Below are 14,715 nucleotides of genomic sequence, written 5' to 3' on the forward strand. Positions count from 1 at the left end.
TCTGTTTATTCTTTACCTTTCCAAGGTACGATCCTGCTCTCGGCCAACCTGATCAGCCCGTCAATGATAATGCCTGTTATGCCCATAATAATGATGCCGAGAAAAATGATATCGCTTCTCAGAAATTTGCTCGCATCCAGCACCATCCAGCCGATACCGGTCACAGCCGCAACCATCTCGGCCGCAACCAATGTGGTGTAAGCAACACCAATGGCGGTCCGCAAACCAACAAAGATATCAGGCAGGCAGGCCGGAAAAATTACATGCAGGAAGACCTGCCTGCTGTTGGCCCCCAGGGTATAGGCGCCGTCAATATAGTCGTCCCGGATCTTCCGTACCCCTGCCACACAGGCGATATATACCGGGGCGAAGCCTGCCAGGTACAACAGCGCAATCTTGGATGAATTCTCTATCCCCATCCATAGCACCAGTAGGGTATAATAGGCCAGCGGCGGCAGCGGCCGGTAAAATTCAATCAGCGGGTCAACCACCGCCCGGATTTTGGAATTGTAGCCGCTGACTAAGCCCAGCGGAATAGCGGTAAGGACCACCAGCAGAAAAGAAGCGCCAAGCCGGATCATGCTGTCCCCCAGGTGTGTAAGCAGGCTATTTTCCTTATAACCGTTCCTGACAATCTCCAGAAAGCTGTTCATAACCTTGTGCGGCGAAGGTACCAGTATATCTGACACCAGCTTTAACTCCGTAACGGTAAACCACAGCAGCAGTATGCTGCCGACTGTGCTGAACGCCAGCAAGCGCTCGGTGGTAATATGCCGGCCGGCAGTGCGGCCTGCTCCCCCTATCTTACCTCTGGCCATGCCATTCCTCCTGTCCCCGGCCTTACTTTCATATATCTCACTCCCTCTGCCGCACGATTAAACCCGCAGCTTGCCCAGCGCGCCCCGCAGGGCAGCGGTAATTTTATCAATCCCCGCTTTGTCGATAATCAGCGGCGGCGCCGTATACAAGACATTATTGAGCTTAGGAACACTGCGCACCATTCTGCCGATAATAACCCCGGCCGCTTTGGCGTCAGCCACCGCCTGGGCCAGATATTTTTCCGGCAGCGGCTGCTTGGTTTTTTTGTCGGCCACTAATTCAATGCCTACCAATAGCCCTTTACCCCTGACCTCGCCGACAACCGGCAGCTCGGTCAGTTCTTGCAGGCCCGCCATTAAGTATGTACCCATGGCCGCACTATTTTCCGCCAATCGCTCCGTCTCAATGATCCTGATATTCTCCAGCGCCGCCGCCGAGCAGCCGGTACAGCCGCCAAAGGTGCTGATATCCCGGAAGTAACCGGTTGTGTCCTCCGGTGCAGCCAGAAACCGGTCAAAGATATTCTGCTTCGCAACCGTGGCCGCTATCGGCATATAGCCGCTTGCCAAACCTTTGGCCATGGTAATGATGTCCGGCTCCACCCGATAATGCTGATGGCCAAACATTAAACCGGTTCGGCCAAAGCCGGTAACCACTTCATCCATAATCAGCAGCACCTCATAGCGGCGGCAAATCTCCTGCACCAGCGGATAATACTCGGCCACCGGCGGAATAATCCCGCCGCCGGCTGTAACCGGCTCGACAATCACGGCGGCCACCGTATCTTCGCCTTCTTGTTGGATGACAGTCTCCAGAGCCCGGGCACATTCAATGTTACAGCCGGGGTAACTCTTGCCAAAGGCGCACCGGTAACAAAGCGCATGGGGGATTTCCACAAAGCCGGCCGGCAATGGCCCAAATTTCAGCTTCCGCTCTGTCTGCCCGCTGCTAGCCAGCGCCGCCAGAGTAGTACCGTGATAGTCGCGGTTGCGGTAAACAATTTTATATTTGTCCTGCCGGCGGTTTTGCTCACGAAAGTATTGTCTGGCAATTTTAAACGCTTTCTCATTCGCTTCGGAGCCGCTATTGGAAATATATACTTTCGGCAGCTCAGGCAATAAGGCTGCCAGCTTCTGGGCCAGCAAAATATAAGGCGGGGTCGCCAGCGAGCCGGCGTAATAAGGCAGCCGCCGCAATTGCTCGCTGATTGCCTTGATCATGCTTTCCCGGCCATAGCCGACATTGACGGCCCAGACCCCGCCGGATAAGCCATCCACGTATTCCCGGCCCAAGGCATCTTTAATCATAAAGCCATAGCCCTCAACCATGATCGGCGGTTCCTGGTGATCAAACTGCCTATGGTTTGTAAGGTGCAGCCACAGGTGCTGCCGGTGGAGACGTGCCAGTTCATCGGCAGCGAGCCCGCCTGCCACTTCTGTATTCATAATGTAACCTCCCGCTTAAAAATTTCCTGTTGTCCGCAAGCAATCGCCAATTTTGCGAAAATATCGTCGTATGGTCATCATGATGTACGGACAATATAAAATATAAGTAATACTGACAAAATATAAAGGCTAAGAATCACTTCCCCCCAGGGATGTTGATCTTAGCCTTCAGTTATTCTGATCAGCTTGCTCGCAATTAAGTTATATATTTTATATCACATAAAACTGTACGTTGTCAATGACTTCAAGGGAATGATCCATGACTTTTTGCAAATTAAATAATTTACAGCAGGAAAAGAAAAAATAAGTTGTCCGAACATCCGGATAATGATATAATTAACAGCAAATTGTAAAATATGGCGTAACCGCTTATAACCGGAGATATGGTTCCACCCGAGGAAGGATGTACAGGGCTGTGTTAGATCGAAAAAATTCTATGCCGCTCCATTTGCAGGTGCGGAATTGCCTGCACAACGAAATTTTGAAGGGGACGTTTACCGATAAGATCCCGGCCGAATATGATCTTATGGCTCGGTTTGCCGTAAGCCGGGCCACCATCCGCCGGGCCATCCGGAGCCTGATTGAGGAAGGTATCCTCGAATCACGGCAAGGACTGGGAACATTCGTGGCCGTCAGGCCGATTGAAGAATGGCTGGGCAATTTAAGCACTTTTTTTGAGATTGTTGATGAAATGGGAATGAACCCTAATATCCGGGTGCTGAGCCAGGGAATGGTTGCCGCGCCCCAGGATGCAGCCAAGATTTTCGGCGTAAAAGAGGTCTATGAAACAATCAGGCTGCGCTTGGCCAATGACACCCCGGTAGTGCTGGAAACCCAGTATTATCCATTGGCGATTGGCCAAAAGCTGGCAGAATTCGATTTAAATAATGTTTCAACCTACGATATCCTGGAAACAAAACTGGGTATCAATCTCTGGGAGGCCAAGCAGACAATCGCCTCCATTATTCCGGCCGACCGGGAGAAAAAACTGTTAGGACTGACTGCCGATCCTTGTTGCGCGCTGCTGTCCAAGCGCCTGGTCACCGATCACGACGGCAATCCGCTGGAATATGAGAAAAGCATCTACCGGAGCGACATGTATGCCTTCCGGATTAACTTAACCCGCAGGCGTAAAATCTAGCCTGCTAGTACTTCATCTTTCTTAAAAGCGAGGGAATAGTTTGCGTAGATTTTTTCGCAATGCAAGGCGGAGGAGCCGCACATATCGGACATATGTAAGGTGACGACAACGAAGCAGTGCGGGAAAAGATGCGCAAACTATCCTTGGTTTTAAGGGAGATGAAGTACTGCCCAAAACCGGCTGATCAGAACCACTGAAGGCCGGAGAGCGCTTTGCTTTCCGGCCTTTTTCTTTTTGGGCGCAGGGACAACGTTGTCCATAACCAATAATAAAACAGGAGAGTGTTTCATGTGGAACTGAGTACTGTCATTGCCAACCGGAGAAGCATCCGGCAATTCAAGCCTGACCCGGTGTCTGACGACGACATCAAAGCAATATTGGCGGCGGCAAGGCTGGCCCCCTCCGGGTCCAACCTGCAGCCTTCACGCTATGTGGTTGTTAAAAGCCAGGAAACCAAAGCCCGACTGGCAGAACATACACTGCCGTTTGTAACGAAAGCCCCGGTGATCATTGTATGCTGCACAGACTCGCAGGTATGGTCGACGGCCGCGGCCCGCTGGACAGAGCTGCAAGACGCAGGCGCATTTAAAAACAATCCGCTTGATGTGGAAAAAATTCTTGAGTATAAGCAAAAAAACCCGCTTGACCCGGAAACAGCCAAGGCCTACGCCTGGCTGAATGCGGCGATTGCCATTGATCATATGACCCTAACAGCCTTCGACTTAGGCTTAGGCAGCTGCTGGATCGGCATCCTGGACCGCCAAAAGATTAAAGCAGTGCTTGGGCTGGACGCCAGATATGATGTGGTGGCCCTGTTGCCGGTCGGCTATCCTGCTCAGCAGCCGGCGCCAAGGCCGCGGCTGGCAATGAGTGAATTATTGTTAAAAGAGGCTATAAGGCTGCGCCGTATGCATAAACTCCACCGCTTGGTGGAGTTTAATCCTGACAACGGGGACGTTCCTTTTCTGTCATGGACGTGACAGAGGTGACAGAGAGAGGTGACAGATAGGTGACAGAGGGACGTTCCTTTTTTGGCATAAGTTCAGCAGAAAAAGTGAAATAGTAAAATGGACAGACAGGAGTAGAAAGATGCGTGCTACAGGCTTTTACCATATAATCTTTTAGGAATTAACCGGCAGCAGTTATTTAAAGAAGGATTTTCTATTCGCCCACTAGAGCAGGCTACAGGGATATCCCAAGGATGATAGCAAAAAAGTTGATAAAAAAGGAACGTCCCCGCGTGTCGAAAACTGCTGCCGTCTCCGCAAAAATTCCCTGCCGGCCGGCCACCCGTACTTGCATTTTACCGCAAACAGGCTATAATTAGAAATAGGTGGAAATTAAAAAGTCGCCGTGACCTGAAAGTGCTGGAACACTTCCAGGCCCGCGCAAGGTGCCGTAACACCTACACGTAACAGCCAAGCTGTCCACGACGACATTTCTATTATACACCGCGCTTCTGCCGCGACACAAGCGGGCAGCGCGAGGTTAATAGCGGTTGCCGCCGGCGACGCCGGGCTGGGAGTGCGACTGGACGCAGCAAATGATTCTAGCCTCAGCCGCTGATAATTAGCAGCAGGGCACCCGAACCCCGAGGTTTGTGGCCGCCCTTGTTGTTCAGGCCGGGTATGTCCGGCTTATTAGCATTGAGTACGTAACAGACATCGAAACAGGACGCATGTGTAGGGTAAACCCTTTGCATGCGTTCTTTTTAATTTCCCCCTGTAAAAAAGCTGACGGCAATAATGGCCGCAGTCTAAATATAGGGGGTATATACATGTCTGACGAAATAACGGGTTCCGGCTCAGCCGCTTGTCCCCAGCCAACATCCGTCCTGCCGGCAGCACCGGACCGGGAACCGCAGCAGCCCGGCGCAGAGCCGGCGGACCGGCTGATGCTGAAAAGCATTTTAACCGAGACCTTTAATCAGTATCTCTTTACCAGGGTGGACAATATCCTCAAACTGGCCGAAACCAATGATGCCGACTACCGTAAGACGGTTCATGAGGTCAGCGGCCTCCTGAACCGTCTGCTGAAGCTGGCCGGAAAACTGCAGGACCAGTATCCGGAATTGATTGACCTGGTCATGGAATTGGAGTCGTTCACAGCCCTGGAATCAGGCCAGGCGGCGGAAATCGCCTACAAGCAGGGCTTGCGGGACAGCGGCTATATTCACCAGGAATTTATGGCCTTCCTGCAGCAGCGGTAGGATTGAAGCACACTGGTGGTTAATCTCTCCTAGCAAGCATCGGAAATGCCCGCAGCGGGCAAACAGGTCTGCTTTTTCTCATTAATTACTTCATAATTAAGGCTAGAAAGACGAGTGCCGCTGGCATTCGTCTTTCGCCATAGAGCAAGTTACAAAGACATCGAAAAAGTTGTCAAAAAAAGGAACGTCCCCACGTGTCTCACGTGTCTTGCGCTTTTTATATGCAAGTTAATAGCCATAACTGCTATTTATTCATCGGCAGTTATGGCTATTGCTTCTCAGGCCGGCATTCGGCCGGTGCGTTTACCAGCCGTTACTGCGGTGGGGACAGATCACAGAGGCTGCCGCTTCGCCGGCTTAAGCTGATGAATGATATCGCCGTCAATCCCGTGGGCACATTCCATAACGACCTCGGACAGGGTGGGATGGGGATGAATGGTGTGGGCAATGTCCCGGGCGGTCAGGTTATTGCGGATGGCCAGCGCTCCCTCCATAATAAGATCACTGGCATGGGCCCCGAGAATGTGCATGCCCAGGACTTTGCCGGTGCCGGCCGCTGCCACGATTTTAACCAGGCCGTCCGGTTCAGCCATGGATACCGCTTTGCCGTTGGCGGCAAAGTTAAATTTGCTGATTTTAATAGCCTCGCCGCCGGCCAGCGCCGCCTGTTCGGTCAGCCCTACCGACGCTATCTCCGGTGTTGTAAATATGCAGGCCGGAACAGCACTGTAATCCATCAGCGAGCCGGCGCCCAGCGCATTTTCCGCCGCCACAAGGCCCTCGGCTGAGGCAACATGGGCCAGCATGGACCGGCCGGTGATATCCCCGATGGCGTAGATACCGGGGACATTGGTTTCCAGGCGCTGATTAACGGTTATACCGGAGCGGTCATAAACAACCCCGGCCGCTGCCAGCCCCAGATCGGCCAGCACCGGCCGGCGGCCTGTGGCCACAAGTACCTTGCCGGCCGGCAATTGTTGCCGGCCTTTATCGGTCTCAACTGTAACAAGCACCCCGGCCTGAGCCGCCTCGATAGCCGTTACCCTGGCGCCAGCCAGGATTTTAATACCCTGCTTGCGCAGAATCAGCCCCAGCCGCTTGACCAGGTCATTGTCCAGACCGGGCAAAATAGCCGGCAGCAGCTCCACAATTGTCACTTCACAGCCAAAGGAGCGCATCAGGGCCGCGAACTCAATGCCCACGACCCCGCCCCCAATAACCAGCAGGCTGGGGGGAACCTCAGTCAGTGCCAGCAGTTCATCACTGGTAATCACGGCCGGCAGCTCGCAGCCAGGCACAGTCAGCAGGGCGGGCTGCGAGCCGGTGGCGATAATGATCTTCCGGGCCTCATAACTCTCCCGGCCGTCGTCAGCAGGCAGCCTGACCTCCAGCCGGCCCGCGCCGGTCAGCACGGCGGTCCCCTGTACCACTGTGATCCCATGACTGCGCACCAGTTGCTCAATCCCGCCCCGGAGCTGGCCCACCACTGCATTTTTCCGGGCCATGACCGCACCAAAATCAAAACCTATCCCGGTTGCTGTCAGGCCAAACTCGGCGCTGCGCTTGAGGTCTTCCCATTTTTCCGCACTTTTTAATAAGGTCTTGGTCGGGATGCAGCCCCGGTTCAGGCAGACGCCGCCCAAAGACGCTTTTTCCACCAGGAGTACCCTGCCACCCAGTTGGGCGGCGCGAATCGCCGCCACATAGCCGCCAGGCCCGCCGCCGATAACCGCTATATCATAAATCATGGGATAATTCCCTCCTGTATTTGAAGCTACCGCAACAGATTCCAACTGTCACAGCCGTATTTTGTCCTGACAAGTTCTTCAGCCGCTGCCTGCTCCTGCGCACTCAGACGGCCCGGTTCCAGTGTCAGCCCCAGCGCCGTAGCAAAAGCTATGGTCATTGTCTGGCGAACTGAATCCCAGCTCACCTCCCGGCCCAGTATTTCCTGCACCGAGATGGCCCGGCTTGCCAGCAGGGCCGCCACCGAGCTCTGTTGCTCCGGTGACGGGAGCTTAAGCAAAGCCGCAACCTGCTCCGGCTGAAACGCCAGCAAAATGGATCCATGCTGCAGAATAACCCCATCTTTGCGCACCTGCGCGCTGCCCGCCAGCTTCCGTCCCGAGACAGTCAGCTCATACTGCGAGGGGGCGTCAAAACAGGCCGCCGAGGCCGGCCGGCGCCTGGGGCCGGCCTGGCTGTAGGCGGCCCTGGGCATGCTCAGGCCGGCCTCAATGCCCAGCGCCTGCAGTCCGGCCAGCAAACCGGCACTAAAATAGTGATAAGAAGCGGTAATAGTAGCCGGAATCCGGGGAGCATCGGCCCGCACCACCACACTGTAGGTTAGTTCCGCCGCATGGAGAACCGCCCGGCCGCCGGTAAGCCTGCGGACAACAGCAATCCCAGCCTGGCGGCATTGCTCCAGGTTGACTTCTGCGGCCGCTTTTTGAAAATAGCCGATACTCATGGCGGCCGGCTGCCAGCCATAAAACCGGACTGTCGGCGGTACAGCATCGCCGGCATGGGCGTGCAGGATAGCCTCATCTACCGCCATATTCCATGCTGCCGGGCCAAACCCGCTGTTAATAACCCGCCATTTCATCGGCTCCGTCACCTCGCCGCCGCGGCCGGTCCGGCCAGGATGCCGCTCTCCGCCATGGCCTGCTCCACTTCGGCCCGGCTTAGCCGCCGGGGATAGTTGTACATGGTCCCTCCCGGCCGTTCGTTGTAATATGGCCGGTTACAGTCAGGACAACCGCTGGTTTCAAAAGCCGTCCCCGCCCGCAGCAGCTGCCTTAATTCGCCCGCGGGCACATGGATGCCGGTTAAAGTCCCGGCCCGATACCGGAAAACGTCCGGACTATAGCCTGACCGCAGCAGGAAATGAGCAATCTGCACCCGCCGGTATTGACCGACAGCCGGCGGCGGCCGCTCAGCCCAGGCGGTGCCCCGCACAGGCGTAAAGGCAAACAAGCCAACCCCAATCCCTTTATTGACACAGAGTTCTATCGTCTTTATCATTTCCGCTTCCGTTTCCCCCAGACCAACGATGAGATGGGTACTGGCCCGCCCCGGTATAGCTGCGGCCACCTGCTGCAACAGTTCCCACCGCTGCTGCCAGTGCCCCGCCTTCACCTGACGGAATATGGCCGGCGTGGCCGCGTCAAGGGCGATGCAAATCCGCTCTGCACCCCGGCTGACAAGCTCCCGGGCCTGCGCCACCGTGTCGATGGCACTGGCAACACAGACCGGAATGGGGCTGGCCTGGGTCAAAGCTTCCACCGCCCTGGCCGCCGTTGGCCAGCTGGCTTCGCTATCGACGACCTGCAGACAGGCCCGTTTCAGATTTCCAGCCTGAAAGGCGGCGCTAATGGCCTGAACAGCCTCCGCGCCGGCCAGCTCGGGCCAGGTAACCCGTGACAGCAGATCGGCCCGGGCCGCACTGCCGCGGGCCTGCGCGCAAAACCGGCAGTTATGCCGGCATTTAGACCCCAGCATAATATAAGCAGTTGTCGGCAATACATCAGCCTGTGCGTGTTTTTTGCCGATCACACAGGCCGTGCCTGCCGACAGTTTCCACAGGTTCACAGTACACAGCACTCCTCTCCCCGGGAAATTGTCAGGCCCAGTCTTTTCGCCAGAGCCACCGCCGCCGGCGCCGGATTAACGACAGTGTCAAAGCCGATGCGGACAGCCCACTTGTCGATTTCCTCCCGGTAGCGCCCGCCGGGCCGCATGCAGCCCAGATGCAAGGGGATAGCGGGGAAATTAAGCCGCGCATAGGTCAGCAGCCGGGCAACCTCGGCCATACGGGGGGGCTTACGGTCGCCAAACCGGGTCCCCCGGGTCGGCACAAAAATAATGAAGGTTAGCGCCTCGGCGCCTAAGGTCTGTAAAAGGTCTAACGCCTGGTACTCGCCGCTGATCTCGCCTCCTTTCAGGCCGGCGCAGATATGGGGCATTACCCGTACCTTGCGGCGCAGGGACTGGTAGCAGGCGATATAGTCCGCCCCCTGGCGGCCATTGCCAAACACTTCCCGGATTGTGGCATCATCAATGACAAAATCAAAGGACACGCAGTCGGCGACGGCGGCCAGTTGATCAATTTCAGGCTCTCCCACCAGGCCCACATGCAGGTTGTACCGCCGCCCGCTTTTCACTGCCGTCAGTTGCGCAAGGTGCTCCGCCACCGGCACTGACCCGTCGGCCCGGCAACCGCCGCTGACCAGCCAGCTGGGGCTGTCATCGGCGGCAACGGCTGCTGCCAGGGGCTGCATATGCCGCAGGTAATGCCCCCCGCAATGGGCGCAGTTCAGTTCGCAGGCAGGCCCTGTCACACTAACCGGCCGGGTTTTGTGGGGATAAGCAAAACAGATGCTGCTGCGCTCCGGCAGCCGCTCTAGCCTTTCCATTTTACAACCGGTTTCCGGGCCGCCGCCGCCTCGTCCAGACGGCCTACCACCGTTGTCCGGGGAGCGCCGGTAATCAGGGACGCATCCTCCCGGGCATCCCGGGCAATCTGCCGCATAGCGGCAATAAAGCCGTCCAGAGTCTCCTTGCTTTCCGTCTCGGTAGGCTCAATCATGATCGCTTCCTCCACAATCAGCGGGAAATAGATCGTCGGCGGATGATAGCCATAGTCCAGCAGCCGCTTGGCAATATCCAGGGTACGGACGCCATAGTCCCGCTGTTTCCGGGACGTTATAATGCATTCATGTTTGCACAGCTGGGCAAAGGGGGCATGATAGTCCTCTTTTAACTGGCTAAGAACATAGTTTGCATTCAATACCGCGTCCTCGCTGGCCTGTTTCAGCCCCGCCGGTCCCATCGCCCGGATATAGGCATAAGCCCGGACCACCACCCCGAAATTGCCATAGAAGGAATGCAGCCGGCCAATGGACAGCGGGCGCTCCTCCTCCAGGCGGAAAGCACCGGCCTCGCGGACAATAACCGGCACCGGCAGAAAAGGAATCAGGGCCTGTTTGACGCCTACCGGGCCGGACCCGGGGCCGCCGCCGCCATGGGGCGTGCTAAAGGTTTTATGCAGATTTAAATGAACGACGTCAAAACCCATATCGCCGGGCCGGGCAATACCCATAATGGCATTGGCGTTGGCGCCGTCATAATACAGCAGCCCGCCCGCGTCATGGACGATCCTGGCAATTTCCTTGATATGGATCTCAAACAGCCCCAGCGTGCTGGGATTTGTCAGCATGAGGGCGGCTGTATCGGGACCTACGGCCGCTTGCAAAGCCTCCAGGTTGACAGAGCCGTCGGCATTGGACTTTATTTCCACAATTTCCAGACCGGCCACCGCCGCTGAGGCGGGATTGGTGCCATGGGCCGAATCGGGCACAATCACCTTGGTCCGGTTTTCCCCCCGGTGCCGGTGATAAGCCCGTATGAGCTTAAGACCTGTCAGTTCCCCCTGGGCGCCTGCCACCGGCTGGGTGGTAACGGCATCCATGCCGGCAAGCTCGGCCAGATAGGCTTCCATATTCCCGAGCAGTTCCAGCGCCCCCTGCACCGTTTCCGGGGCCTGCAGCGGATGGATGGCGGCAAAGCCCGGCAGCCGGCAGGCATCCTCGTTTATTTTCGGGTTATATTTCATTGTGCAGGAGCCTAATGGATAAAAGCCCGAATCCACTCCGAAGTTGCGCCTGGACAGGCCTGTATAATGGCGCACAAGGTCCTGCTGGCTGACTTCCGGCAAAGCCGCCGGTTTTTTTCTCAGAAACCGGGCGGGAATCATATCGGCAACCGCGGCCTGCGGCACATCGCTGTCAGGCAGGTCAATCGCCCGGCGGCCGGTTCTGCTGATTTCAAAGATCAGTGCTGACGCTTTTCGATTACTCATATGCTTGCCTCCAGTCTGGCTGCCAGCAGGTCAATCTCCTGCCGTGACCGGTTTTCCGTCACACACAGCAGGGTGCAGCCTGTCAGCTCCGGATAATAGTTGCCCAAATCAAGGCCGCCGATGATATTGGCAGCCAACAGCTTTTTATTCACGGCGGCAACCGGTTGCGGCAGACGAACGGCGAACTCTTTAAAGAACGGGGCGCCGAACACGGGCTCAACCCCTTTGATCCCGGTCAACTGCGTATAGGCGTAATGCGCCTTTTGCAGGGACAAGGACGCTATCTGCGGCAATCCCTCCTGGCCCATGGTGTTTAAGTACACGGCAGCCGCTAAAGCGCATAAGGCTTCATTGGAGCAGATGTTGGAGGTTGCTTTTTCCCGGCGGATATGCTGTTCCCGGGCCTGCAGGGTAAGCACAAAGCCCCGGTTGCCCTCCTGGTCCACAGTCTGGCCCACAATCCGGCCGGGAATTTTGCGCATTAGCTTTTCCGTCGTCGCAAAAAAACCCAGATAAGGACCGCCGAAGGACAGAGGAATGCCCAGGCTCTGCCCTTCACCCACAACAATATCCACCCCCAGCTTGCCCGGTGCTTCCAGCAGCCCCAGCGAAATGGGATCAACGGCCGCAATCAGGAATGCTCCCTGCGCATGGGCCGCAGCAGCTACAGCCGCCAGGTCCTCAAGGCAGCCAAAAAAGTTGGGGCTCTGGACAATAACAGCCGCCACTGCCGGCCCGAGTTTAGCCTGCAACTCGCCGGCAGCGAGGCTACCGTCCTCATAGCCGATCTCGGTCAGCGTATAACCCCGGTCCAGGGCGTAGGTGCCGAGTATTGCCCGGTAGTGGGGATGCACGGTCCTGGCCACCAGGAACTCTTTACGGCCATTGGCGCCGGCGGCCACCATCGCGGCCTCAGCCAGGCCTGTGCCGCCGTCATAGAGGGAGGAATTAGCCACCTCCAGGCCTGTCAGTTCAGCAATAAGGGACTGATATTCCCATAAAGCCTGTAAATAACCCTGGGAAATCTCCGGCTGGTAAGGGGTATAGGCTGTATAAAATTCGGAGCGGCGTAAAATATGATCAACCACGCTTGGTATATAGTGGTCATAGGCACCAGCCCCGAGAAAGCAAATATTCTCACCGGCATGGGCGTTGGCTCCGGCCAGGGCGGCCAGATGCTTCGCCAGATCAGATTCAGCCAGCGCCGGCGGCAGGTTTAGCGGCCGCTGCAAGCGCAGCTCTGCCGGAATATCAGCAAACAGCGCCCCGCTATTTTCCACGCCGACAGCCGTTAACATGGCTTTCCGGTCCGCTTCGGTATGAGGCAAATAGCTCCAGGCCATGCTAGTGACCCTCCTCAGCCAATAACTGTTCGTAGGCCTCACTGTCCAGCAGGGACTCCGGCTGGGCCGTGTCGGCGATTGCCAACACAGCGATCCAGCCGGTTCCGTACGCATCCTGATTAATGGTCTCAGGCGCATCAGCCAGTAGTTCATTGATCTCGACTACCTTGCCGGCCAGCGGTGCATAGATGTCGGACACCGCTTTCACCGACTCGATCACCGCCAGGCCGCTGCCGGCAGCCACTGCGGTTCCTACTGCCGGCAGCTCCACGAATACGATGTCGCCCAGCTGGGATTGGGCAAAATCGGTAACCCCGATAATGGCCCTGGTGCCTTCAATCTTTACCCATTCATGTTCCCGGGAGTATTTCAGCTCTTTTGGAATATTCATCTTTTTTCCCCCTCCATATTATATGTACACACGCAAAACCGCATTGATTGCGCCCTATTTCCTTGCCGCGCTCCGCCTGATACCAGCAATTAAGAACGCCGGTAAAAGGGTTTGCCGATTACTTCGGCGGCTACTATGTTTTTACCACGGATTTCCACAGCAAGCTGCTGGCCGATACCGGCATAGGCAGCCTCGATTAAAGCCAGGCCGATATTCTTATTGAGTGTCGGCGCATAAGACCCGGTGGTTACGGTACCAATCCGCTGCTCTTGAAACAGAACCGGATACCCTGCCCTGGCTACACCACGCCCGTTCAGAACAAAGCCGGCCAGCCGGCGCTGAGGCGTAAGCCGCCTTTGCTCGGCCAGGGCGTCCCGGCCGTTAAACTCGCCTTTATCAAAGGCTACAAATTTGCCAATACCGGCTTCCAGCGGGGTAATATCCCGCGCTAATTCATGGCCATAAAGCGGCAGCGCCGCTTCAAACCGCAGGGTATCCCGGCAGCCCAGCCCGGCCGGGAGCAGGCCATAGGGCTCACCGGCTTGCATAATCGCCTCCCACAGATAAGCGGCATCTGCCGGCCGGCTGTAAATCTCAAATCCGTCTTCACCGGTATAGCCGGTGCGGGAAATCATGACCGTCCGGCCGGCCACAGTTGCCTCAGGTATAAACCAATAGTAGGCAAGCTGCTGCAAATCCGCCTCTGTCAGTTTACTCAGGATGGCTTCTGCCAGTGGCCCCTGCAAAGCCAGTTCGGCCGTTTCCGCCGACAGGTTGCTTAATTCCACATGAAAACCGGTGCTGTTCTCCTCCATCCAGGCCCAGTCCTTTTCAATATTGGCGGCGTTAATAACCAGAAAATACTCGCCTTCGCCCTGTTTGTAGATCAGCAAATCGTCAACCGTGCCGCCATCGGAATAACACATCGGCGTATACTGGACCTGATGATCGGCCAGGCGCGCCACATCGTTGGTTACTAATTTCTGCAGAAAGGCCAGCGCATCCGGTCCCTTAACCAACACCTCCCCCATATGGGACACATCAAATAACCCGGCTCTTTCCCTGACTGCCTTATGCTCCTCCAGTATCCCCGTATACTGAACAGGCAGCAACCAGCCGCCAAATTCGACGATCCTGCCACCGTACCTGATATGAGCTTCATACAGTGGCGTCTGCCGTACGGCCATAACCTCATCTCCCTTTTGGTATATGTTGTCGTCAGACAAAACTACTCCACCGCTACCATTCGCGTTCTCTTTTTATAATGGCCACAGGCTAAAAATCGACAAATAAAAAAGAGGCAAAGGAATAGTTCCCTTTGCCTCTGTCCGTTGTACCTGAGAGATTTGCCTTTTTCAGGCTTCCCCATCGGTGACACCCCCATTCCTGGCGGTGTGCTCTCCAGAGTATAGTCCGGTTACAGTCCTTCTGCCTGAGAGTTTGACAAAGCACTTACTCCTTCGGCGCCGCCTGCGCGGTCTCTCCCATAACCTTCATCCTATATATC

Annotated in this window: 13 protein-coding genes and 1 riboswitch; of the genes, 3 read left to right on the plus strand and 10 right to left on the minus strand. The window is 56.2% G+C overall.

What is annotated here, in order from left to right; translation table 11 throughout:
• Positions 1 to 5: 5 nt before the first annotated feature.
• Together ACZ481_RS23650 and ACZ481_RS23655 are read right to left on the minus strand one after the other, a co-directional pair.
• Entirely contained in the window at positions 6 to 818 is an 813-nt protein-coding gene (locus ACZ481_RS23650) for an ABC transporter permease subunit (protein ID WP_464767795.1), read from the minus strand.
• 57 nt (positions 819 to 875) lie between these two features.
• Positions 876 to 2,264: an aminotransferase family protein gene (locus ACZ481_RS23655; RefSeq protein ID WP_464767796.1), complete on the minus strand. Its 1,389-nt coding sequence runs from the start codon at positions 2,262 to 2,264 to the stop codon at positions 876 to 878.
• Between the two features lie 415 nt (positions 2,265 to 2,679).
• Here ACZ481_RS23655 and ACZ481_RS23660 point away from each other — a divergent pair, with 415 nt between their 5' ends.
• From ACZ481_RS23660 to ACZ481_RS23670, 3 genes are all read left to right on the plus strand, one after another.
• On the plus strand, positions 2,680 to 3,405 hold the full coding sequence (locus ACZ481_RS23660; RefSeq protein WP_464767797.1) for a GntR family transcriptional regulator: 726 nt from the start codon (positions 2,680 to 2,682) through the stop codon (positions 3,403 to 3,405).
• A 290-nt stretch (positions 3,406 to 3,695) separates the two neighbouring features.
• Positions 3,696 to 4,385 (plus strand): nitroreductase family protein, encoded by a 690-nt coding sequence (locus ACZ481_RS23665; protein WP_464767798.1) that lies wholly within the window; start codon positions 3,696 to 3,698, stop codon positions 4,383 to 4,385.
• A 797-nt stretch (positions 4,386 to 5,182) separates the two neighbouring features.
• A complete protein-coding gene (locus ACZ481_RS23670; RefSeq protein WP_464767799.1) occupies positions 5,183 to 5,614 on the plus strand; it encodes a hypothetical protein in 432 nt (143 codons plus the stop codon).
• Between the two features lie 332 nt (positions 5,615 to 5,946).
• On the opposite strand, the gene lpdA is transcribed toward ACZ481_RS23670, so the two are convergent.
• The 8 genes from lpdA to gcvT all read right to left on the minus strand — a co-directional run bounded on the left by lpdA (position 5,947) and on the right by gcvT (position 14,395).
• Complete coding sequence (lpdA, locus tag ACZ481_RS23675; protein ID WP_464767800.1) at positions 5,947 to 7,362, minus strand: dihydrolipoyl dehydrogenase; 1,416 nt, start codon at positions 7,360 to 7,362, stop codon at positions 5,947 to 5,949.
• A 26-nt stretch (positions 7,363 to 7,388) separates the two neighbouring features.
• Positions 7,389 to 8,219, minus strand: a complete 831-nt coding sequence (locus ACZ481_RS23680; RefSeq protein ID WP_464767801.1) for a lipoate--protein ligase family protein — start codon at positions 8,217 to 8,219, stop codon at positions 7,389 to 7,391.
• 8 nt (positions 8,220 to 8,227) lie between these two features.
• On the minus strand, positions 8,228 to 9,205 hold the full coding sequence (locus tag ACZ481_RS23685; protein WP_464767802.1) for a radical SAM protein: 978 nt from the start codon (positions 9,203 to 9,205) through the stop codon (positions 8,228 to 8,230).
• Positions 9,202 to 10,029 carry a radical SAM protein gene (locus ACZ481_RS23690; protein ID WP_464767803.1) on the minus strand — a complete coding sequence of 276 codons (828 nt, stop codon included), beginning with the start codon at positions 10,027 to 10,029 and terminating at the stop codon, positions 9,202 to 9,204. Before ACZ481_RS23690 ends, ACZ481_RS23685 begins: the two co-directional genes overlap by 4 nt.
• Positions 10,017 to 11,474 (minus strand): aminomethyl-transferring glycine dehydrogenase subunit GcvPB, encoded by a 1,458-nt coding sequence (gene gcvPB / locus ACZ481_RS23695; protein WP_464767804.1) that lies wholly within the window; start codon positions 11,472 to 11,474, stop codon positions 10,017 to 10,019. The genes ACZ481_RS23690 and gcvPB overlap by 13 nt, the downstream gene beginning before the upstream one ends.
• The gene (gcvPA, locus tag ACZ481_RS23700) at positions 11,471 to 12,817 is read right to left on the minus strand and encodes an aminomethyl-transferring glycine dehydrogenase subunit GcvPA (protein ID WP_464767805.1); all 1,347 of its coding nucleotides are present in this window, start codon (positions 12,815 to 12,817) and stop codon (positions 11,471 to 11,473) included. The genes gcvPB and gcvPA overlap by 4 nt, the downstream gene beginning before the upstream one ends.
• 1 nt (position 12,818) lies before the next feature.
• Positions 12,819 to 13,208, minus strand: a complete 390-nt coding sequence (gene gcvH / locus ACZ481_RS23705) for a glycine cleavage system protein GcvH (protein WP_464767806.1) — start codon at positions 13,206 to 13,208, stop codon at positions 12,819 to 12,821.
• A gap of 89 nt (positions 13,209 to 13,297) precedes the next feature.
• Complete coding sequence (gcvT, locus tag ACZ481_RS23710) at positions 13,298 to 14,395, minus strand: glycine cleavage system aminomethyltransferase GcvT (RefSeq protein WP_464767807.1); 1,098 nt, start codon at positions 14,393 to 14,395, stop codon at positions 13,298 to 13,300.
• Positions 14,396 to 14,618: 223 nt separating this feature from the next.
• A riboswitch (glycine riboswitch) is annotated at positions 14,619 to 14,705 on the minus strand.
• Between the last annotated feature and the right edge of the window lie 10 nt (positions 14,706 to 14,715).

The sequence above is a fragment of the Sporomusa intestinalis genome (assembly GCF_055383785.1).